This window comes from Streptococcus sp. DD04 (assembly GCF_001578725.1).
In the GTDB taxonomy this organism is placed as follows: Bacteria; Bacillota; Bacilli; order Lactobacillales; family Streptococcaceae; genus Streptococcus; species Streptococcus sinensis.
In genome coordinates this window covers 336,859-357,519 of sequence record NZ_KQ968976.1, presented here as the reverse complement: position 1 = coordinate 357,519, position 20,661 = coordinate 336,859, and the positions used below count along the sequence as shown (strand labels likewise).

Sequence of the window (20,661 nt, the reverse complement as noted above, 5' to 3'; positions counted from 1 at the left end):
ATAAAATGTTTTAAAAAGGTCATGAAGTTTATTCTAAGATGCTCAGTATAATAATGAAGCAAAAAAGGAAGGTTTTCAGAACTCCCTGTCGCTGCGATAAAGGTAGAGACTATACAGTTTAAAAAGACCTCTTATCGTGATATGAAGCAGGAGAGTGACAGCTGGACGATAGAATCGAGACTATTAGTTTTGATTGCACTCTTCAAGAATGTAGCTATAATAGCGGTTTTCACTATCTTTTCCATGATAATTTCCCCGCAAAGCTAAAAAATTTGGTATAATGTTTTATAAATAGTAAGATAAAGTAAAGATAGAGTAGGAATTATGGCAAAAATCAAAATTGTAACTGATTCATCGATTACGATTGAACCAGAGCTTGTGAAAGAATTGGATATTACAGTTGTTCCGTTGACCGTGATGGTCGATGGCGTGGTTTATTCAGATACAAACCTGAAAGAAGGGGAGTTTCTGCGTCTCATGCAAACCAGTAAAAATCTACCAAAGACCAGCCAACCTCCCGTTGGAGTTTTTGCAGAAGTTTTTGAGGCTCTTGCTGAAGAAGATGCTCGGATTATTTCTATCCACATGTCCCATGCCCTTTCAGGAACGGTTGAAGCTGCACGGCAAGGTGCGACATTGGCCAATGCTGATGTCACTGTTATTGATAGTTCTTTTACTGACCAAGCTATGAAGTTCCAGGTCGTTGCAGCTGCTAAAATGGCTCAAGCTGGTGCAAGCTTAGAGGAAATTTTACAAAAAATAGCAGAAATTAAGGACAAAACGGAACTCTACATAGGTGTTTCTACCTTAGAAAACCTTGTCAAGGGAGGACGAATTGGCCGCGTTACAGGTTTAATTAGTTCTCTCCTTAATATTCGTGTCGTAATGCAGATGAAAAATCATGGCTTGCAACCAATGGTAAAGGGACGAGGAGCTAAAACTTTTAAAAAATGGCTGGATGATTTAATTGATGTTTTGAGGACTAAGGAGGTAGCTGAAATTGGTATTTCTTACTCAGGGAGCCCTGAATTAGCCAATGAAATGAAAGCAAGTTTACAGCCTTATGTGAAGAAAACGATTTCTGTTTTGGAAACAGGCTCGATCATTCAGACGCATACGGGGGAAAATGCTTGGGCAATATTGGTTCGCTACGAATAAATCAACATTAATTTGGAAAAAAACTGTTTAAGACTTGACCTAAGGGCATTTTTTAGATATGATAATACTTGTTAGGGTGATAAGCCCATAAAAAATTTGGAGGATTTGTTAAATGGCTAACAAACAAGATTTGATTGCAAAAGTAGCAGAAGCTACAGAATTGACAAAGAAAGATTCAGCAGCAGCAGTTGACGCTGTATTTGCAGCAGTTACTGAATTCCTTGCAGCTGGTGAAAAAGTTCAATTGATTGGCTTTGGTAACTTTGAAGTTCGCGAACGTGCAGAACGCAAAGGTCGCAACCCACAAACCAAAGAAGAAATCATCATCCCAGCTTCTAAAGTTCCAGCTTTCAAAGCAGGTAAAGCGCTTAAGGATGCTGTAAAATAATCTTAGCGATTAATCAAGTCCATCATTTAATTGATGGGCTTTTTTCTTTTTTCAAAGTTCTGTCTATCTAGCTCGTATTGCTTTAAAACCCAAAGGAAATCATTTTTTCAAATGCAGTTTCTAGGCTGATGCTGGACGTTAGCTAGGATTATTCTAGGTTTAAAAATAAAACTTTCATAAGTAGGGAGACATCAAAATAAGCCGAGAGATTGTTTGAGCCCATAGTACAGTGAAAATATCGTAAATAGCTGATCTGATAGTTAAGTCAATCATTAACTGTATTTGGGGCAATAGAAAAAGACGACTTTCTATTTTGAAAATCGTCTCAGCTTTAGATTAATGACTTTGATTACAAAATTTCTGTGTAGATCTGATATTTATTCTTAACTTTCGGGGAAATTTTATCATCTGTGACAATCGCATTGATATGGTCTAAACGATAAAATGTATAAAAAGAATAACTATCAAATTTACTATTGTCGGCTACAATGTATCGTTCAATCGCATTGTTTAAAATAATCGCATCTGCGCTTCCTTCTTCCTCATTAGCAGTAGTAATGTTATGTCCGTCAATGCCATTGACCCCAACAAAAGCTTTGGAAACCTTAATTTCTTTTAAAAGTTCAACTGCAAATTGGCCGACGAAAGTTTGAGTCTTCATACGATAACGCCCGCCAATTAAAATAATATCAAAATGTGGATTATCTTTTAATTTATCAAAAATTGGTAGAGAATTCGTAACGATATTAACATTTTTCCCATCAAGATAGTCCCCGATAAGAGCCGTTGTCGTTCCGGAGCCAATAAAAACCGTATCTCCATCGGCGATTAAATCGGCACACTTCTGGGCAATTATCTGCTTTTCCTCAATGTTCAGCATGATTTTATCCGTGTGGGGAACTTCATTGAACCCGTCTTTAACTTTTTTATGAGCACCTCCATGGACCCGAGTCAGTAACCCTTGTTTCTCCAAATCAATCAGATCGCGTCGAATCGTCATATCTGTGACATTCAGCAATTCTTTAAGATTCTTGACAGAAACAACTCCTGTTTGATCAAGTTCTTGCAGAATAATTCTATGTCGACTTTCCTTCATAGACCTGCTCCTTTCCTTCTCATGTTTTCTGTTAATCTTTATTTTATTATACTATACTTTTAAAATATAAACAAAATAATATGAAAGTTTTTTAATAAAAAAGAGTATTTATGTTTTAGTTTGTTTATTTCGAACATGGATTCGGTTTTGTTAAGACTATTCTTCTATAGTATTTCCTAAGTTTTGAGAAGCGAAAACCCCTGCCTGTAAAGGAAGGGGGTGTTTATCTATAATAGCGGAAGTTTATATAAATATCTATGTCGTTATACACTTGTTTATACTATTCTAAAGTGTAGTTAGCAAGTTACAAAAATGTTGTTTAAAATACTACATATTGTAATTGTTGTAGACAGAGATAGCATTCTAAATAATTATTTATGGTCTCCTTGTTTGTTAATAATATAGGCTAATTTTTTTTGTCGAGTTTTCTTTTTGAAGAGGGCTTCAGCTGACATGGCTGCTGATTTGTCGGGATGTTCTTCCTGATAAAGTAGAGTAACAGGCAATCGGGAGCGGGTGTACTTGGCTCCCTTGCCGGACTGATGTTTTTTGAGCCGTGCGTCTACATCGGTGGTATATCCTGTGTAGAGGGATCCGTCTCCGCACTCTAGGACATACATATAGGCTTTATTTTCCATAGTAAATCTCGTGAATTTCTGGTGTATAGCTGCCATCCTGCTCATGAATAAAGAGGGGAGGTAGGACTTTCAATCCGTCCTGCGATCCGTCCTTGATAGCCTCAATTAAGAGCATATTGGCTTCCCTGCCCTGCTTTGGATAGACAAACTGAATGCGCTTTGGCGCTAAATTGTGAGCTGTCATGGTTGCTAAAATATCTAAAAAGCGATCTGGCCGATGAACCATAGCTAGACGGCCGTTAGACTTGAGCACCCGCTGGGCCATAGCACAGATCTCTTCTAAGTTGGTAGCGACTTCGTGACGAGCTAGAAGATAATGCTCACTGCCATTGAGATTAGAACGCTCATCTACCTTAAAATAAGGCGGATTACAGAGGATGATATCGACCAAGCTACCGGTAATATAACTGCCTAAGTTTTTCAAATCATCATGGATAACCTGCATCTGCTGACTCAGGTTATTCAGTTCAATAGAGCGCTGAGCCATATCTGCCAAACGTTCCTGAATCTCTACAGCTATAATTTGAGCCTTAGTGCGAGTACTGGCAAAAAGGCCGACTGCCCCATTTCCAGCACAGAGATCGACGATTAATCCCCGATTGGGAAGTTTGGGAAAGCGAGAAAGCAGAACGCTGTCAACCGAGTAGCTGAAGACCTCACTATTTTGAATGATTTTAATATCAGTGGAAAAGAGCTGATTAACTCGTTCTCCGTCTTTTAATTTTGCTTCTGTCATACCAACATTATAGCATGATTTAGCAAGGATTCCAAAGGAATATGGGAAGTTTTTGAACAATCAAAATAAAAAACACGCGATGGTTCTCGCATGTTTAGATGAGCTTAACGAATAGTTCTTTTGTAACTAGCTATTAATCAAATCTGTATTTCTGCTTGATGGTGCAGGCAACAAAGACAAGTCCGAAAACGACCATGAGAATCAGATAGACTGGCAAAGTTGCAGCTGTCAGCGTTGCAATTTCCAAAAGGTGTTGCAGAACAAAGGCTGATAGATAAAAGCCAAAGACAGAGAAGATAATGAGTAGGCTGCGCCAGAGGTTGAGTGGCAAGCAGGCCCGGATGACTGACAGGAAGCTGATGCTACCTAGCAAGTAGTAGGTCAGTGTTGCCATTTCTATGTCGCTCCAGCCATGGCTGCTGCCCCAGATACGGACAAATAGTACACTGAAGATAATCATGAGGGAGCTTGGCAGAGCTAGCTGCAGGGAGCGTTTGAGGAAGTGTTTTTCAACCGGCTTGATATTGCGCTCAAAGGTGAGGACAAAGGGTGGGAAGCCTTCGACAAACTGGTCAATCAAGGTAATTTGAATCGGGATGAATGGGAAAATCAAGAGATATTCCGCCTTGCCTAGCAGGATACTGGCGATACAGATGATAGCTAGGATGAAGGAATAAATGGTCTTGATGAAGAAAATCGGAGCAATTCGGCCGATATTGTTAACGACCCGGCGGCCTTCAAAAAGAATCTCAGGAACATCGTTAAAGTCGGAGTTAAGAAGGACCAGGTTGGCAATCTGCCGGGTTGCTGGGTCGCCCTCAGCCATGACGATGGAACAGTCTGCTTCGCGCAAGGCCAAAATATCATTAACCCCATCTCCGGTCATAGCTGTTGTCCGGCCGGCAGCCTTAAGAGTCTGGATGAGCAGTTTCTTCTGATGAGGAGAAACACGGCCGAAGATGGCAGTTTCTTCTGCTTGCTCAACCAGTTCTTGATCGCTGATTTTAGAGCAGTCGATGTAGCTGGCGTAGTTGGCAAATCCAGCCTGACTAGCGATATGGGAAACGGTCACTGGATTGTCACCAGAGATGATTTTCAAGTCAACATCTTGAGAGCGCAGGTAGTCTAAGGTCTCAGCCGCTCCCTCACGAATAGGGTCAGTGATTTCCAGAACAGCCAGAGCAGTCATGTCTTCAGGCAGTTGGATGCTATGTTTGTCTAGCACTTGGTCGCTGTGAGCCAGTACCAAAACCCGTGATCCGCGTTTTTGAGCCTCTCCAACCGCTGCAGGATTGCTGTCCAGCAGCATTTCGGGCGCTCCCAGAAAGATGGTTCCGACACTTGATAAATGCATAGCGCCCCATTTTCGGTCACTAGAAAATGGGATGACATTGCTGCTAGTGTAGGTGTGCTCCAGGTGGCTGTAGCCCTTGCGGATTGCTTGAGCTGTTGGGTTATTATCCTCGCTGGTTTGGATGTAGGCTGCTAAGATTTGACCGACTGTCTCATCAGAAAACTTATCTGACAGACTATGCAAAGCTTCAACAGTCATCTTACCTTGGGTAATTGTCCCAGTCTTGTCTAGACAGAGAGTATCCACCCGAGCCAGAGTTTCGACAGAATACATTTCCTGAACAAGAACCTTACGCATACCTAGCTTGATGACAGCTGTCAGAAGTGACGTGACTGTCAGCAGGGCGATTCCCTTAGGCAGCATACCCAAAAGAGCTGTTGAGCTGGTAATGACAGAGTTTTTGACAGGCAGTCCCTTTATCATCAGGGCTTCAAAGAAGAGAGCCAATCCGAAAGGAATGATGATTTTTCCGGTAAAGCGGGAAATTTTCCCAAGATTGTAAAGAATGCGCGAGTTGATAGGCTTGAGAGTTTTAGCCTCGGTCATGAGCTTGTTGGCATAGTTGTCAGCACCGACATGGTGCACCTCAGCATAAATCTGCCCACTGGCTAGAAAGCTACCAGACAGCAGCTCAGCGCCTTCTTCCTTGAGAACCAAGTCACTCTCCCCTGTCAGCATGGCTTCATTGGCCTCGGCAACACCCTCTACCACACGGGCATCACTGGGAATTTGCTCACCAGCTGACAGCTTGATCAGGTCGCCCAGCACAATTTCTTCTGGTTGAATCTTGGCTTCCTGACCATCGCGGATGACTGTGACCAGCTCTCGGCTGACTAGATTGAGCTTGTCAATCATGTGTTTGGCACGCAGCTCCGTGATAATACCAGTGACGGCGTTAAAGCTGATGACGGCGAAAAAGACCAGATTGCTCCAAGCTTGGACAGAAACCAAGGCCAGAGCGATCACAAAGTTAAGGGCATTAAAAAGGGTGAAAACATTCCGCTTAACGATTTGCCAGTTACTAGTACTGGTGTCACTTGTAAAATCGTTGGTCAAGCCCTGCGAAATCTTTTCATCTACTTGGGTTTGGTTTAAACCAATTAATTCTTTCTTGTTCATGAGATTAATGATACCATTTTTTTATAGAAATAGCTATCAGAATCAGCTGCTACAAGCAAAGTTTGGAAAAATATTGCAGACTCTGGAGCGATAAGGTATAATGGGAAAGAGAACCTAATTGATTTCAAGTACCATCACAGTTTGTAAGAAGGAGAGTTTATGTTTTATACTTATTTGCGAGGCTTGGTGATTTTTATCCTCTGGGCTTTAAATGGCAATGCCCATTACCATAATAAAGAGAAGATTCCTTCGCAAGATGAAAATTATATCTTGGTGGCCCCTCACCGAACCTGGTGGGATCCAGTTTACATGGCTTTTGCGACCAAGCCCAAGCAGTTCATTTTCATGGCCAAGAAACAGCTCTTTGAAAATCGCGTATTCGGCTGGTGGATTCGCATGTGTGGTGCCTTTCCTATCGACCGGGAAAATCCTGGTCCGTCAGCTATCAAATATCCAGTCAATATGCTGAAAAAGAGCAATCGCTCTCTGATTATGTTCCCAAGCGGCAGCCGCCATTCTACGGATGTCAAGGGAGGAGTGGCAGTGATTGCTAAGATGGCTAAAGTCCGTATCATGCCAGTAGTCTACGCTGGTCCCATGAGCCTCAAAGGCTTGGCAGCTGGGGAGCGCGTGGATATGAATTTCGGCAATCCAATTGATATTTCTGATATCAAAAAGATGAACGATGAAGGAGTGGAAGAAGTGGCTCGTCGGATTCAGGCGGAGTTTGACCGCTTGGATGCAGAAGTGGCGCCTTACCAGACAGGCAAAAAACCAAATATCTTCTGGCGAATTTTGCGAGCACTGGCCTTTATTCCAGCCGCTTTGATTGGTATTCTAACCTTCATTTTTAGTTTCCTTGCAAGCTTTGTCTGGGATCCAGATAAGCATAGAAAATAAGATACTAATCAGCTTGCTGAGCAATCTTGCTTGGGAGCTGATTTTTTTATGCGAGTGGGATATAATGTTGGTATGTTTTATAAGGAGGATACTATGTCTCTTGCTTTTTTATCTTTTGTAACCTTATCACTGTTTATGCTGCACGAGTTTGATGAGATTATCTTGGTTCGGCCTTGGATTTCTCAGAATCAAGACCATCAAGGCTATCAAAAGGAGATGTTCATTGCCAGAAGAGGAAGTTATCTTTCTGCTGAAAGTATTGCTCTGATGATTGCAGAGGAATTTCTGCTGGCATTTATCCTTTTGTTGCTTGCGATTCTATTTCGCATTCCCGAGCTAGCTCTGGCTATTGGCTTCTGTCATACTCTTCATCTGCTGGGCCATATCATGCAAATACTTCGCTTTCGTCGCCTGGTACCGGGCGGCTTCACGGCTTTGACGACATTTCCCATATTGATCTTAGTCTTGGTCCGTTATCTAAGTCAGCAGTCAGTTTCTTGGCCGCTGCTGCTGATTTTAAGTGCGTTTATAATGGTTTTCCTTTTGGCAAACTTGGCTTTTTTACATAGCAGAGCTCAAAAGTTAGAAGCTTGGATATACAGGATAAGTAAAGCAGACTGATATTGCAGCTCCAATTTTCGTCAGAGGGCTCTCTATCTATACGACTACTTGCAAAATAAAGATTTTAAAATATGACAAGCTGAAAATTCTCTCGGCTTGTCATATTTTTTTGATTTTTTTACGAATAAAAAGATAAAGGAGAAAAATATGTTTGAAGAAATAGTTGAAAAATTGAAGGAATACAAGATTTTTGTTGGACTTTCCTTATTGGGGGTTATCTTTGCTGGCTTTTTCTTGCTGAAGGGCAACGCTCAGCCACAGAATCAGGTCAGTGCACTGGCTCAGGAAGTGGTCACATCAGCTTCATCTGAAACCGATACAGAAAAAAGAAGTACAAATCAGGAAAAAATTAACTCAGAAAGAGATATGGATTCAGAGGAATCTGAGAAGGAAGTAACCGTTGATGTTAAAGGAGCTGTCAAAAATCCAGGAGTTTATCAGTTGCAGGCAGGAGCGCGTGTACACGATGCCTTACAAAAAGCAGGTGGTCTACTGCCAGATGCCGAGTCCAAATCTATCAACCAAGCTCAAAAATTAACAGATGAGGCGGTTGTTTATGTAGCTAAAGTCGGTGAGGAAGGGGCAGATGTGACGCAAGCTAGTCAGACGCCCGCTGGAAATGGGGGAACAGAAAAAGGGAAGTCTGCCCTGGTCAATCTCAATACGGCGACCGAAGCTGAACTTCAGACGGTGTCAGGCATCGGTCAAAAGAAAGCGCAAGACATCATCGCCTATCGGGAAACTAACGGCAAATTTAAGTCAGTAGATGAACTGAAAAATGTCTCAGGAATCGGTGCTAAAACCTTAGAAAAGTTAAAAGACTATGTCACAGTGGATGAATAAATTTCCCATCAAACCTATCTATTTCTGTCTTTTGTTGGTGTTGACCTATTTTGCAGTTTATACAGGTAGTTTACCAGCTTATCTAGGTTTAGCAGTCCTCCTTGTTCGGCTCTTCTGGCTTTATTCGACTAGAAATAGTCTGCTTGTTTTGATGCTTTTGAGTCTTTTCGCAGGATTTTTCCTATTTCGGAGAGAAATGGCTAATCAAGCCTTTCAAGATGAACCGAAAACCATCTCTGCCATTGTGATGAAGCCAGATACAATCAAAGTCAATGGCGACTCGCTTTCTTTTCGCGGTCATTCTAATGGTCGAACCTATCAGGCTTTTTATAAAATCCAGTCAGAACAGGAAAAACAAGCTTTTCAAAAGCTGAGCGATCAACTGCTTTTGGAGATTGATGGAGAGCTCAGCTTAGCAGAAGACCAGCGTAATTTTTCAGGTTTTGACTATCGGGCTTATCTGAAAACGCAGGGGATTTACAGGATTTTGAAGATCAATCAAATCAAGTCCAGTCAGCATTTTAACAGTCTTAATCCTTGGGATTGGCTGTCGGTCTGGCGGAGAAAAGCCTTGGTTTATATCAAAGAAAACTTCCCTAGTCCCATGAGTCATTATATGACTGGACTCTTGTTTGGTGATTTGGACACAGATTTTGCTGAGATGAATGAACTTTATTCCAGTCTGGGGATTATCCATCTCTTTGCCCTATCTGGCATGCAGGTCGGCTATTTCATGGATGGTTTTCGCCGGATTCTCCTAAAATCTGGTTTAAAAAGGGAAACCGTCGATTGGATTCAGTTGCCCTTTTCCTTTATCTATGCAGGTTTGACTGGTTTTTCAGTATCGGTTGTGAGGAGTTTAGTGCAAAAGCTGCTCTCGCAGTTCGGTGTGACCAAGCTGGACAACTTTGCTTTGACGATTATGCTCTTAGCTATTTTCATGCCAAATTTTCTATTGACGACGGGTGGCGTTCTTTCCTGTGCCTATGCTTTTGTCATCTCTGTCATGGACTTTGAGCATTTACCTTCCATGAGAAAGGTGCTGGCAGAAAGTCTGACTATTTCACTGGGGATTTTGCCGATTCTGATTTTCTATTTTTCCGAATTTCAGCCTTGGTCTATTCTGCTGACTTTTCTATTCTCAGTCGTTTTTGATCTTTTTATGCTTCCAGCCCTGACTTTTATTTTTGCGCTATCGCCTCTTTTGAAAATTACCCAGGTCAATGCCTTGTTTGAACTGCTGGAAGGGCTGATTCGCTGGACGGCGTCTATTTCTTCACGGCCAGTGGTTTTTGGTCAGCCATCTATCTGGATGATGCTGGGTCTGCTGATCACTCTTGGCTTGCTCTATGATTTTCGCAGACAGAAGAAAGTTTTGATCCTTCTCAGTTTGGCTCTTGCTCTGCTATTTTTCGTCACAAAGCATCCCTTGCAAAATGAGATCACTGTCATCGATATTGGTCAGGGAGATAGCATTTTCTTGCGCGATTGGCAGGGGAAATCTATTCTGATTGATGTAGGTGGGCGAGTGGAGATTGGCAAGAAAGAAGCTTGGCAGAAGCGGATTTCTTCGACAAATGCAGAAAAGACCTTGATTCCCTATCTGAAAAGTCGGGGACTTAGTCACTTGGATGTTTTGGTTTTGACCCACACCGATACGGATCACATGGGCGATATGCTGGAAGTGGGCAAGCATTTTTCTATAAAGGAAGTTTACGTGTCTAAGGGGAGTTTGACCCAGCCAGATTTCGTGGAGAAACTAGGTCGGATGCAGACGAGAGTCCATGCGGTAGAAGTGGGAGATAGCCTTCCAATTTTTGATGGAGCTTTGCAGGTTCTCTATCCTGAGGATACAGGCGACGGTAGCAATGATGACTCTGTCGTCTTATACGGGAAGTTTTTTGGCACTAGTTTTTTGTTTACAGGAGACTTGGAGGAGAATGGCGAAGCTACCTTGATGCGACGTTTTCCGCAACTCAAGGTGGATGTCTTAAAAGCAGGACACCACGGTTCCAAAGGCTCCTCTAGCCCAGAATTTTTACATCAGCTTCAGCCCAAAATTGCCCTCATTTCTGCGGGTAAGAATAACCGTTACAAGCATCCCCATCAGGAAACTTTGGACAGATTTGAGAATATTCAGACACAGATTTTCCGAACAGATGAGCAAGGAGCCATTCGCTTTAGTGGCTGGGATTCTTGGCAGATTGAGACGGTGCGTTAGAAAATAAGAATACTAACTTATCAAAGTGTTATCAATTATTTTCTCTTATTTCGGTAAGCTGTGCAACTGTGAGTGTTACCGGTTTCTTATGAGATACAATAAACGAGAAAAGAGTCGTCAATAACGAGAAGCTAGTTAGCTTTACATTTAAAAATGGAAAGGTTGTAACTGTATAGGGTTAGGTTTGAGTCATTTTTGATGTAAAATTTGAAGATTAAAAATATTGAGCTGTATCTGAATTTTAGTGATAGAAGCTAAAATATGGTATAATATCAAATAAGTTTGGAGAATAAAATTAGAATTTAGAGACAGTATTGTGAATATTTATAATTGGATTCAGAAAATAATTTTTAACACTTACGAAGAATGGCATATGAAAAACCCTATATATGATAGCAACGGTTTTCACATTGTAGGAATTGATAATTCGCTAAAGGCTATGCAGGATGGATATATTATGTATACCGAGATATATCCCCCACATGCTATAAATGGCTGTACATCCATGAAGGCAGTCGTCGGAAAAAGCGAAGAAGTTCTGAATTTATATATGGAAATCAATGGTAAAAAATATGCTATTTTTGACTTAAGCTATGGCGATGCAGTGCAGATCATGAGAACTTTCGTGAAAAGATCAGCTCTTCCGGACGAAAAAACATATACAGAAGTTTTGGGAAATGACAATGAGAAGATTAAGGCTTCTTTCACTGAACTATCAGAACTGCTGATAGGAGATTCTAAGTATGCTCAGAGCTTTCTTAAGAGAGTAAAGCCAGACAATATGGAAGATATCGAAATTGCATGGGAAGAACTTTATGAAGAACTGTTAAGACTGGGAAAGGCGGTTGAATTAGACTGGAAAGGTAGAAAAGATATTTTTGTTCACGCAGTAAAAACATTGAATTTAGGTTTGAAGCTTGAAATAAATGAAGATATACTCGACGGGAATGAAGATATTCCGAGATGGAGCAAAGTGACTAATTCTTTATGGGAAGATCATATTTTAGCAGCAATGGATATGGGCAGTGACAGCTATGTATTGATTATCCTTAGTAAAGAAAATTTTAGTAGAGTAAAAGAATTAGCGAGAATAATTTTGCATCGTATAGCCGCTGCTGAAGAGATGTGAAAAATTCTAATTTGCAGAATAAATAAGTTGATAAACATGGTTTCAATGAAGCTTTTATCCAGATTGACGTGAACAGTCTCTCATTCATTTGGCCAACAAAATTGACCGTTGTATTGATTTATTTATGTAACTGTGCTATTATATAAGTTATAAAAATTATAAAGGAGAATGTTATGTTTGCTGCATATAAAAAGTTCTGGGTTCAATATGCTGATTTTAGCGGTCGTTCAAGCCGTTCTGATTTCTGGTGGGTTGTCCTATGTAATTTTTTAATTACCCTACCATTTTCGTTGATTGCCCTTTTTGGTTTTCTCATTCCGCTTTTTAGTGAAGTTTATTATGCAGGGCTATACGATTATGAACCAGATTTTTCTGGAGCTATGGCTGGCGCTGGTTTTGCTGCGTTCATAATGTTCTTGCTTGCTATCTATGGATTTGCAACTATCGTTCCTCATCTTGCTATCACTGTTCGTCGTCTTCGTGATGCTGGTTTCCATTGGGCATTTATTTTTCTCACTGTAGGACCATCAATAGCTTCCTTCATTCCAGTGTTGAATATCCTAGCTGCTTTAGTCAGCTTACCATGTGGTATTGCCTTGATTGTTCTGCTTTGCCAAGCTAGCAAACCAGTTCAACAAGTGACTGGAAATCCTTACGGACAACAGGTTGATCAGCCAGGATTCCAAGGCCAGCAATTTGGTCAACCGCAAAACCAGCAGTTTGGTCAGTCAGGATTCCAAGGTCAGCAATTTGGTCAGCCACAAGCACCAGTTCAGAATCAACAGTTTGGTCAACCGCAACAACCGGTTCAAAACCAGCAGTTTGGTCAGTCAGGATTCCAAGGCCAGCAATTTGGTCAGCCACAAGCGCCAGTTCAGAATCAACAGTTTGGTCAACCACAACAACCGGTTCAAAACCAGCAGTTTGGTCAGCCGGGATTCCAAAGTCAACCATTTGGTCAGCCGCAAGCACCAGTTGAAAATCAACAGTTTGATCAACCACAACAGCCAATTCAAAATCAACCATTTGGCCAGCCAGTTGAACAGGAAGTTCAGCCAGCGGTTGAACCTGCACCGGACCAATCATTTGTATCCCCATTCCAAGAACAGCAAGAGCCTGTTTTAAATGAAAATAGAACTGAGGAAACATCAGAAAACTAATAAAAAAATCAAAGGAGGCTGGGATATGATTATCCTAGCCTTGATTTGTTATAGAAAAAACTCTTGATGTGGAGGCGGAATGCTAGAACAGTCCACTGGACTACTTTAGCTTGGAGATGAAATATCCGTAAAAATGTATCAACAGCATTACTCTGACAATTTTTAGATTAAAGGGATTGCTTTTGGAGAAAGAATAAATGTTGTTCGTGAACTTTCCTGCAGCAAACTCTAGTTTTATTTGTCGAATCGTGAAAACCAGCAGACTTTCCTGCTGTTTTTTGTTACAATTTAAACATGAGAAAGAATCAAGTAAAAATGAAAAGGGAGTGCCACTGTGTTAGCAATTGAAAAAATTAAGAAAATCACTCCCGAAAATCTTCCATCCTTAACGATTTTGACAGGAGATGACTTGGGGCAATTTGAGCTGTTAAAAGATGAGTTTCTGAAGCAAATTCAATACGATCCAGCAGATTTGAATGTCATCCTGTTCGATATGAAGGAGGCAGCTTATCAAGATGTAGAGCTAGATTTAGTCAGCCTGCCTTTTTTTGCAGATGAAAAGATTGTTATTCTAGATCATTTTGCGGATCTGACAACAGCAAAAAAGCGCTATTTATCAGATGATGAGCTCAAATCTTTTGAGCAGTATTTGGAAAATCCAAGCAGCACAACTAGATTGGTGATTTTTGCAGAAGGGAAATTGGACAGCAAGCGCCGGTTAGTTAAGATGCTCAAGCGAGACGGACAGATCTTTGAAGCAGCTGAGATCAAGGAAGCAGATTTACGCCAGTATTTTGCCAAACAGGCGCAGCAGGAGGGGTTGGAGTTTGCTCCGACGGCTTTTGATCAATTGCTGCTCAAATCAGGCTTTAACTTCAGTGAAATTAGCAAAAACTTGGCTTTTCTGAAGTCTTATAAGGAGTCGGGGCAAGTCAGCTTAGAGGACATCGCTGAGGCTATTCCCAAAACCTTGCAGGACAACATTTTTGATTTGACCCAGTTGATTTTACAGAAACAAATTGATGCAGCGAGGAGTCTGGTTCGAGACTTGACTCTGCAGGGCGAGGATGAGATCAAGCTGATTGCCATCATGCTAGGCCAATTTCGGATGTTTACTCAGGTTAAGATTTTGGCGGAAACTGGCAGAGCAGAGAGCCAGATCGTATCGGATTTATCAGACTATCTCGGTCGCAAGATTAATCCCTTCCAAGTCAAGTTTGCGCTTAGAGATTCGCGCGAGCTTAGTCTCATCTTTCTGAAAAAGACCTTGGCCTGCTTGATTGAAACCGATTATCAGATTAAGTCTGGTCTCTATGATAAGGACTATCTTTTTGACCTTGCTTTACTGAAAATTGCAACAGAAAACTTCTGAAAGTCCAGCAAAATTGATAAGCAAAATAGTTGAAAAAAGCAGGTGTTTGCGTTATCATGCTTATAATAATAAAGAAAATGAGGACAAGTAAATGGCAATTATTTTACCAGATCTACCTTATGCATACGACGCTTTAGAACCTTACATCGATGAGGAAACAATGCACCTACACCATGACAAGCACCATCAAACTTACGTGAATAATGTAAATGCTGCGCTTGAAAAACACCCTGAAATCGGTGAAGATTTGGAAAAACTTTTGGCAGATGTTGAGTCTATTCCAGCTGATATTCGTCAGGCAGTGATTAACAACGGCGGTGGCCATCTGAATCACGCACTTTTCTGGGAATTGATGACAGCAGAAAAGACAGAACCATCTGCAGAGTTAGCAGCAGCTATTGATGCGACTTTTGGTTCATTTGAAGATTTTAAGACAGCCTTTACAACAGCAGCAACGACTCGTTTCGGTTCTGGCTGGGCTTGGTTGGTAGTCAACCAAGAAGGTGGTCTGGAAGTTGTCTCAACACCCAACCAAGACACACCAATTTCTGATGGTAAAACACCAATCCTCGGCTTGGATGTCTGGGAACATGCTTACTACGTGAAATACCGCAATGTTCGTCCTGACTACATCAAAGCTTTCTTCTCAGTGATTAACTGGAACAAGGTCAACGAGCTCTATGCAGCAGCTAAATAATAGAAATACAAAGCGAATCTCAATGATTCGTTTTTTTCTCTCTTGAATTGTCAAATTAAGTGCACAATTTTACCTCAAAATTGCCCTTTATACTTGTTATTTTTGGGATATTTTTTTATAATACTAAAAAATCAGGAGAAATATTTTGAATAAAAACGATATAATGAAATTTGCTGGGATGTTTTTGGCATCCTTCTTGCTTATTTGTGGATTGACTCTATTTTACCAACAAAACCAACAAGTTAAAAAGGCCGTGCCGAAATCTAGTCCAGCAATCACCTCTTCGTCCTCTGGAGAAGAAACAAAAACAAGCACAGAGCCGGCTCCTATTGCTGCTAAGACGCCGGAAGAGAAGCAGCGAGTGATGGATGCGGACCTCCCAACTATGGAAGCCTTGGGCTTATCTTACGATTATGCGAATATGACCTTGCCACAAGTCATCCAAGCTTACATGGATGAAGTAGGGATTGACCATTCTCAGATTGCTTTTTCATACAAGGATCTGACAAGCGGGCAAACCTATGCTATGAACGATACCCAGCCCATGACAGCGGGCTCCACTTATAAACTGCCCCTCAATATGTTAGTCGTTGATGAGGTGGTTGCGGGAAAATTATCGTTGGAAGAGCGTTTTGATATTACGAGCACTAGTTACGAATACAAAGGAGAGCACGATAACTATGTAGCAGCCTTCAATGGTGCTATGTCTATTCCAGATATGCAGGAATATTCGCTGATTTACTCTGAAAATACACCAGCTTATGCTTTGGCAGAGCGGTTGGGTGGGATGGATAAGGCCTATGATCTGTTTAAAAAATACGGCCAATCAAAAGCGGAAATCAAGACCATCAGTAAAGAAAATAAAACAACAACGGATTATTATATTCAAGTCCTAGAGTATCTATGGAATAATCAAGAAAAATATAAGGATCTTCTCGATTTCATCGGGGTTTCTTTCCCAAATGAATATTACAAGCGCTATGTTCGCGGCATTACCATTTATCAAAAGCCTGGCTATGTCCGTGAGGCACTCAATGTCAACGCGATTGTCATGGAGGAGAAACCTTATATTGTGGCCCTCTATACGGCCTATTTGGGTGGCAGTACGGAGGCTAGTGACGAGATTAGCGGTGTCGGAATTGATCAGGTTGGTCAGATTGCTTATATCATCAATGAGTGGCATCGTGTAAATATGAACTAATCTAATAGAAATCACAAATCAATACGCTTTAGATGAAAATCTGGGCGTATTTTTGGTTTTTATTGCAGTAGAGCTTGATGATTTTTAGATTGAGATCTATTTAGAAAAAAATCAAAATAGATTTGACAGAAATGGGTAGAAGGTGTATAATCTATTTAGAAAAAAATCTAAACAGTTCAGGAGAAAAAACGATGATTTCCTTTCATATCTTGATTGCTATGCTGCTGATTTTAGGGGCAGTCCTTGTTCCTTTGGTTTATTTTAAAAAGACCAAGCACATTTCTCTATTGGTTGTTCTTTTAGGGGGAGTCGGCTTTTATCTGTCTAGTCAGGTTCTGGAAAATATTTTGCACCGTATTGTTTTACAGCCTCAGGCTGATGGAACGATCGCTTTGCGGACGGAAAATCCTTGGCTATATGTCCTTTATGGTATTGCTGCGGCAGCTATCTTTGAAGAAACAGCTCGCTGGGTCATCTTTTACTGGCTGCAGAAGAAGCGCCCACTGACCTTTAGGGATGGTATGGCCTATGGCTTGGGTCATGGTGGTATTGAGGCTCTGTTTATTGGTATTGTCAGCCTCTTAAACTTTTGGGTTATGGCCCAAGTAGTGACTCAAGGGAATGCCCAGACGCTGGCTCAAATTCCCCAAGCAACGATTGATTATGTCCGTTCCATGAGCCCTGGCAGCATCTATCTTTTGGCTTTTGAACGGATCTTGGCTATTCTCATTCAAATCCTTCTGACCTTCTGGGTTTGGAAGGCGGTTAAGGAGAAGGCGCCAGTGTATTTTATAGCCGCTCTGGGACTTCACGCCCTGATTGACTTAGCGCCTGCTCTGGCTCAGGTAGGCTTTCTTCCGCCACTGGCTGTTGAGGCTCTTCTCTTAGTAGAAGTAGTGGCACTAGTCTTTCTGACCAAGAAAATTTTGAAAGTTTACCTGAAAGAAAGGTTCAATCATGGGGATCAGTCAAACGCTTAAAGCCCTAGCTGACCCAGTTCGGAGGGGGATTCTGGAAATGCTCAAGCATGGTCCGAAGTCAGCAGGGGAAATTGCTCAAGCTTTTGAGCTGACTCCTGCGACGGTATCCTACCACCTCTCTCAGCTAAAGAAAGCCGGTCTGCTCATAGAAGAAAAGCAGAAGAACTTTATATATTACAGCTTAGATGTCACTGTTTTTGAAGAAATTCTTGTCTGGTTTCAATCTCTTGGAGGAGGAAACGAAAATGAAAAAAAATAGTTTACAAGAATTAGGATGGGCACTTGGCGTCATGCTCTTGCCAGTTTTATATGCCATCTGGGTCTATCAAAAATTACCAGAAAACCTAGCTATTCACTTTGACTTATCTGGAAAAGGCGATTCCTTCTTACCTAAGTTTCTAATAGTATCTGCTTTTCCAATTGTCATGATGCTGCTAGAAGTTATGATTTATTGGACAACCATTGCCAAAGATATCTTGAATAGAACCTTTAAGCACCTTATTCGATGGATATTTCCTTTTACCTTTGTTTCGCTATATCTAGCTACCATTTATCGGGGTTTACATGCGGGTTTTGATATGCGTAAAATAGCAACTATGCTAGTGGCTTTGGTTTTTATGATTGTAGGCAATTACTTACCGAAAAAAGTACAGGGTGGTAGAAAGCCTATGAATAGAAAGTGGGGACACTTCTTTGTTCTATTAGGATTTCTTCTTTTTATAGTAGGGATTTTCTTCTTGTAAGCGGATTTATGCTATAATCGTAATAGTATCAAACAAAAAGGTTTATTATGATCAACAAGGAACATTATCAAATTATTAAACAACATCCAGCTTTTGCTAATTTACCTGTGGAACTTTTTGACAAAATAGCTGTTGAGATTCAATTTCGTAAGATTCCCAAAGGGCAGATTATCTTTTTTTCAGGGGATCGTCGGGAGCGGCTTTTCCTTTTGCATCAGGGCTATGTTCGTATCGAGCAATATGATTCAACGGATACATTTTCCTACATGGACTATATTAAAAAGGACAGTATTTTTCCTTATGGGGGCATGTTTTTTGATGAGCGGTATCATTATACTGCCAGTGCGGTCACTAATGTGGAGTATTTCAGCATTCCCATGGACTTATTTGAGAATTATTCAAAGAGGAGTGTAGAACAGTTGCTATTTATCACCAAGCGGTTATCGCAGATTTTAGAATTTCAGGAGCTCCGCTTGAGAAATGTTGTATCAGCCAGTGCCACCGATCGTGTTATCCAATCTCTCTCCATTTTATGCATGGATTTATGCAGGGAGGGAGACAGTCTGCCTTTTCCAATCAGCATGAAAGAATTAGCCAAGCTGGGAGCTACAACACGCGAAACAGTCAATCAGGTTCTAAAAAAATTGAGGGAAGAAGGCCAGATTGATTATGAGCATAAGAAACTCACTTTTAAAAAGAAAGAATATTTTATGAAATATTTTGAAGGAAGCTAATCAGTCATTTGATTAGCTTTTTTCAAACATTTTGCTACATTTTAGCCATTTTTCTGATGATATCCTCATATTAAGCGCACATTATTTTTTTGTAAAAAAATATATATTCTTAAAAATAATATAATAGCTACAATATGCAAAGAAAACGCTTAAAAAAAGATAAATATGAAAATGTTTTATAAAAAACACAAAGGATTTGGCATTTACAATGTAAGATTTTTAATGTAAGCCTTTTCAAACAGTGGTAGAATAAGAGACATAAAAGGGATTGGGAAACCAAACCTCAATGAAGAAGGAGGACAGTTGATGTCTACACATCCAATTCATGTTTTCTCAGAAATTGGGAAACTGAAAAAAGTTATGTTGCACCGTCCAGGCAAAGAGTTGGAAAACTTGCTGCCGGACTATCTAGAACGTCTTCTTTTTGATGATATTCCTTTCTTGGAAGATGCTCAAAAAGAACACGACGCTTTTGCTCAAGCACTTCGTGATGAAGGAGTGGAAGTTCTTTATCTTGAAAAGTTGGCTGCTGAGTCACTGACTTCTCCAGAAATTCGTGAACAGTTCATCGAAGAATATTTGGAAGAAGCAAATATTCGTGGACGCGAAACGAAGAAAGCTATTCGTGAATTGCTGCATAGTATCAAGGACAACCAAGAATTGGTTGAAAAAACAATGGCTGGGGTTCAAAAAGTTGAATTGCCAGAAATTCCTGAAGAAGCTAAAGGTCTGACTGACTTGGTGGAATCAGATTATCCATTTGCGATTGATCCAATGCCAAACTTGTACTTCACTCGTGACCCATTTGCAACAATGGGTAATGCAGTATCTCTTAACCACATGTTTGCAGATACTCGTAACCGTGAAACTCTCTACGGTAAATACATCTTCAAGCACCATCCAGAATACGGTGGTAAGGTTGAGTTGGTTTACAACCGTGAAGAAGATACTCGTATCGAAGGTGGAGATGAGTTAGTTCTTTCTAAAGATGTACTGGCAGTTGGTATTTCTCAACGTACAGACGCAGCTTCTATCGAAAAACTTTTGGTGAACATCTTCAAGAAGAATGTTGGCTTCAAGAAAGTTTTGGCTTTCGAATTTGCTAATAACCGTAAATTCATGCACTTGGATACTGTCTTCACTATGGTAGACTATGACAAGTTCACGATTCACCCAGAAATCGAAGGCGACCTTCGCGTTTACTCAGTTACTTATGAAAACGAAAAACTCAAGATCGTTGAAGAAAAAGGTGACTTGGCTGAACTTCTTGCTCAAAACCTTGGCGTAGAAAAAGTTCATTTGATTCGTTGCGGTGGTGGCAATATCGTAGCAGCTGCGCGTGAACAATGGAATGACGGATCTAACACCTTGACTATCGCTCCTGGTGTGGTAGTGGTTTATGACCGCAATACCGTAACCAACAAGATTTTGGAAGAATACGGGCTTCGCTTGATTAAGATTCGCGGAAGTGAATTGGTTCGGGGCCGTGGTGGACCTCGTTGTATGTCTATGCCATTTGAACGTGAAGAAGTTTAATCCGTGCTAGGCAGTCGTCAATAGAAAATCTAATA

Annotated in this window: 20 protein-coding genes; 16 read left to right on the top strand and 4 right to left on the bottom strand. The window is 40.8% G+C overall.

The features are described 5' to 3' along the window. Window positions 1-324 precede the first annotated feature (324 nt). Both STRDD04_RS01710 and STRDD04_RS01705 read left to right on the top strand, forming a co-directional pair. Complete coding sequence (locus STRDD04_RS01710; RefSeq protein WP_062198800.1) at window positions 325-1,158, top strand: DegV family protein; 834 nt, start codon at window positions 325-327, stop codon at window positions 1,156-1,158. Between the two features lie 112 nt (window positions 1,159-1,270). After that, window positions 1,271-1,546, top strand: a complete 276-nt coding sequence (locus tag STRDD04_RS01705; protein ID WP_037614456.1) for an HU family DNA-binding protein — start codon at window positions 1,271-1,273, stop codon at window positions 1,544-1,546. A 349-nt stretch (window positions 1,547-1,895) separates the two neighbouring features. On the opposite strand, the gene STRDD04_RS01700 is transcribed toward STRDD04_RS01705, so the two are convergent. The 4 genes from STRDD04_RS01700 to STRDD04_RS01685 all read right to left on the bottom strand — a co-directional run bounded on the left by STRDD04_RS01700 (window position 1,896) and on the right by STRDD04_RS01685 (window position 6,489). Continuing rightward, on the bottom strand, window positions 1,896-2,642 hold the full coding sequence (locus STRDD04_RS01700; protein WP_062198798.1) for a DeoR/GlpR family DNA-binding transcription regulator: 747 nt from the start codon (window positions 2,640-2,642) through the stop codon (window positions 1,896-1,898). A 371-nt stretch (window positions 2,643-3,013) separates the two neighbouring features. Beyond that, entirely contained in the window at window positions 3,014-3,280 is a 267-nt protein-coding gene (locus tag STRDD04_RS01695; protein ID WP_062198796.1) for a GIY-YIG nuclease family protein, read from the bottom strand. Further along, window positions 3,270-4,016 (bottom strand): tRNA1(Val) (adenine(37)-N6)-methyltransferase, encoded by a 747-nt coding sequence (locus tag STRDD04_RS01690; protein WP_037614460.1) that lies wholly within the window; start codon window positions 4,014-4,016, stop codon window positions 3,270-3,272. Before STRDD04_RS01690 ends, STRDD04_RS01695 begins: the two co-directional genes overlap by 11 nt. 133 nt (window positions 4,017-4,149) lie before the next feature. After that, entirely contained in the window at window positions 4,150-6,489 is a 2,340-nt protein-coding gene (locus tag STRDD04_RS01685) for a cation-translocating P-type ATPase (RefSeq protein WP_062198794.1), read from the bottom strand. Between the two features lie 159 nt (window positions 6,490-6,648). Here STRDD04_RS01685 and STRDD04_RS01680 point away from each other — a divergent pair, with 159 nt between their 5' ends. The 14 genes from STRDD04_RS01680 (at window position 6,649) to arcA (ending at window position 20,626) form a co-directional block, all read left to right on the top strand. Continuing rightward, on the top strand, window positions 6,649-7,389 hold the full coding sequence (locus STRDD04_RS01680; protein WP_015605402.1) for a lysophospholipid acyltransferase family protein: 741 nt from the start codon (window positions 6,649-6,651) through the stop codon (window positions 7,387-7,389). A gap of 72 nt (window positions 7,390-7,461) precedes the next feature. Then, window positions 7,462-8,010 carry an HXXEE domain-containing protein gene (locus STRDD04_RS01675; protein ID WP_197460062.1) on the top strand — a complete coding sequence of 183 codons (549 nt, stop codon included), beginning with the start codon at window positions 7,462-7,464 and terminating at the stop codon, window positions 8,008-8,010. 147 nt (window positions 8,011-8,157) lie between these two features. Then, window positions 8,158-8,853 (top strand): helix-hairpin-helix domain-containing protein, encoded by a 696-nt coding sequence (locus STRDD04_RS01670; RefSeq protein ID WP_062198789.1) that lies wholly within the window; start codon window positions 8,158-8,160, stop codon window positions 8,851-8,853. Next, window positions 8,834-11,074: a DNA internalization-related competence protein ComEC/Rec2 gene (locus STRDD04_RS01665; RefSeq protein WP_062198787.1), complete on the top strand. Its 2,241-nt coding sequence runs from the start codon at window positions 8,834-8,836 to the stop codon at window positions 11,072-11,074. The genes STRDD04_RS01670 and STRDD04_RS01665 overlap by 20 nt, the downstream gene beginning before the upstream one ends. Before the next feature lie 316 nt (window positions 11,075-11,390). Then, window positions 11,391-12,203: a DUF6630 family protein gene (locus STRDD04_RS11305; RefSeq protein WP_062198785.1), complete on the top strand. Its 813-nt coding sequence runs from the start codon at window positions 11,391-11,393 to the stop codon at window positions 12,201-12,203. A gap of 173 nt (window positions 12,204-12,376) precedes the next feature. Then, on the top strand, window positions 12,377-13,363 hold the full coding sequence (locus STRDD04_RS01655) for a DUF805 domain-containing protein (protein WP_062198783.1): 987 nt from the start codon (window positions 12,377-12,379) through the stop codon (window positions 13,361-13,363). Between the two features lie 334 nt (window positions 13,364-13,697). After that, window positions 13,698-14,735 carry a DNA polymerase III subunit delta gene (holA, locus tag STRDD04_RS01650; protein WP_062198780.1) on the top strand — a complete coding sequence of 346 codons (1,038 nt, stop codon included), beginning with the start codon at window positions 13,698-13,700 and terminating at the stop codon, window positions 14,733-14,735. 91 nt (window positions 14,736-14,826) lie between these two features. Next, window positions 14,827-15,432, top strand: coding sequence for a superoxide dismutase (locus tag STRDD04_RS01645; RefSeq protein ID WP_062198773.1), 606 nt, complete (start codon window positions 14,827-14,829; stop codon window positions 15,430-15,432). Window positions 15,433-15,577: 145 nt separating this feature from the next. Next, window positions 15,578-16,633 (top strand): serine hydrolase, encoded by a 1,056-nt coding sequence (locus tag STRDD04_RS01640; RefSeq protein ID WP_062198771.1) that lies wholly within the window; start codon window positions 15,578-15,580, stop codon window positions 16,631-16,633. A gap of 191 nt (window positions 16,634-16,824) precedes the next feature. After that, window positions 16,825-17,613 (top strand): YhfC family intramembrane metalloprotease, encoded by a 789-nt coding sequence (locus tag STRDD04_RS01635; protein WP_062198769.1) that lies wholly within the window; start codon window positions 16,825-16,827, stop codon window positions 17,611-17,613. Then, window positions 17,591-17,872: an autorepressor SdpR family transcription factor gene (locus STRDD04_RS01630; RefSeq protein WP_002896078.1), complete on the top strand. Its 282-nt coding sequence runs from the start codon at window positions 17,591-17,593 to the stop codon at window positions 17,870-17,872. The genes STRDD04_RS01635 and STRDD04_RS01630 overlap by 23 nt, the downstream gene beginning before the upstream one ends. Then, window positions 17,859-18,356: a DUF1648 domain-containing protein gene (locus tag STRDD04_RS01625; RefSeq protein ID WP_062198767.1), complete on the top strand. Its 498-nt coding sequence runs from the start codon at window positions 17,859-17,861 to the stop codon at window positions 18,354-18,356. The genes STRDD04_RS01630 and STRDD04_RS01625 overlap by 14 nt, the downstream gene beginning before the upstream one ends. 47 nt (window positions 18,357-18,403) lie before the next feature. After that, the gene (locus tag STRDD04_RS01620; RefSeq protein ID WP_062198765.1) at window positions 18,404-19,090 is read left to right on the top strand and encodes a Crp/Fnr family transcriptional regulator; all 687 of its coding nucleotides are present in this window, start codon (window positions 18,404-18,406) and stop codon (window positions 19,088-19,090) included. 306 nt (window positions 19,091-19,396) lie between these two features. Continuing rightward, on the top strand, window positions 19,397-20,626 hold the full coding sequence (arcA, locus tag STRDD04_RS01615) for an arginine deiminase (protein ID WP_062198763.1): 1,230 nt from the start codon (window positions 19,397-19,399) through the stop codon (window positions 20,624-20,626). Window positions 20,627-20,661: the final 35 nt, after the last annotated feature.

What these genes read in the sequence shown, in the direction of transcription:
- STRDD04_RS01710 (WP_062198800.1), top strand. Translation starts at nt 325, where the DNA reads ATGGCAAAAATCAAAATTGTAACTGATTCATCGATTACGATTGAACCA.
- STRDD04_RS01665 (WP_062198787.1), top strand. Translation starts at nt 8,834, where the DNA reads ATGTCACAGTGGATGAATAAATTTCCCATCAAACCTATCTATTTCTGT.
- STRDD04_RS01635 (WP_062198769.1), top strand. Translation starts at nt 16,825, where the DNA reads ATGATTTCCTTTCATATCTTGATTGCTATGCTGCTGATTTTAGGGGCA.
- STRDD04_RS01695 (WP_062198796.1), bottom strand. Translation starts at nt 3,280, where the DNA reads ATGGAAAATAAAGCCTATATGTATGTCCTAGAGTGCGGAGACGGATCC.
- STRDD04_RS01630 (WP_002896078.1), top strand. Translation starts at nt 17,591, where the DNA reads ATGGGGATCAGTCAAACGCTTAAAGCCCTAGCTGACCCAGTTCGGAGG.
- STRDD04_RS01625 (WP_062198767.1), top strand. Translation starts at nt 17,859, where the DNA reads ATGAAAAAAAATAGTTTACAAGAATTAGGATGGGCACTTGGCGTCATG.
- STRDD04_RS01645 (WP_062198773.1), top strand. Translation starts at nt 14,827, where the DNA reads ATGGCAATTATTTTACCAGATCTACCTTATGCATACGACGCTTTAGAA.
- STRDD04_RS01620 (WP_062198765.1), top strand. Translation starts at nt 18,404, where the DNA reads ATGATCAACAAGGAACATTATCAAATTATTAAACAACATCCAGCTTTT.
- STRDD04_RS01700 (WP_062198798.1), bottom strand. Translation starts at nt 2,642, where the DNA reads ATGAAGGAAAGTCGACATAGAATTATTCTGCAAGAACTTGATCAAACA.
- STRDD04_RS01675 (WP_197460062.1), top strand. Translation starts at nt 7,462, where the DNA reads ATGTTTTATAAGGAGGATACTATGTCTCTTGCTTTTTTATCTTTTGTA.
- STRDD04_RS01685 (WP_062198794.1), bottom strand. Translation starts at nt 6,489, where the DNA reads ATGAACAAGAAAGAATTAATTGGTTTAAACCAAACCCAAGTAGATGAA.
- STRDD04_RS01690 (WP_037614460.1), bottom strand. Translation starts at nt 4,016, where the DNA reads ATGACAGAAGCAAAATTAAAAGACGGAGAACGAGTTAATCAGCTCTTT.
- STRDD04_RS01680 (WP_015605402.1), top strand. Translation starts at nt 6,649, where the DNA reads ATGTTTTATACTTATTTGCGAGGCTTGGTGATTTTTATCCTCTGGGCT.
- STRDD04_RS01670 (WP_062198789.1), top strand. Translation starts at nt 8,158, where the DNA reads ATGTTTGAAGAAATAGTTGAAAAATTGAAGGAATACAAGATTTTTGTT.
- STRDD04_RS01655 (WP_062198783.1), top strand. Translation starts at nt 12,377, where the DNA reads ATGTTTGCTGCATATAAAAAGTTCTGGGTTCAATATGCTGATTTTAGC.
- STRDD04_RS01705 (WP_037614456.1), top strand. Translation starts at nt 1,271, where the DNA reads ATGGCTAACAAACAAGATTTGATTGCAAAAGTAGCAGAAGCTACAGAA.
- arcA (WP_062198763.1), top strand. Translation starts at nt 19,397, where the DNA reads ATGTCTACACATCCAATTCATGTTTTCTCAGAAATTGGGAAACTGAAA.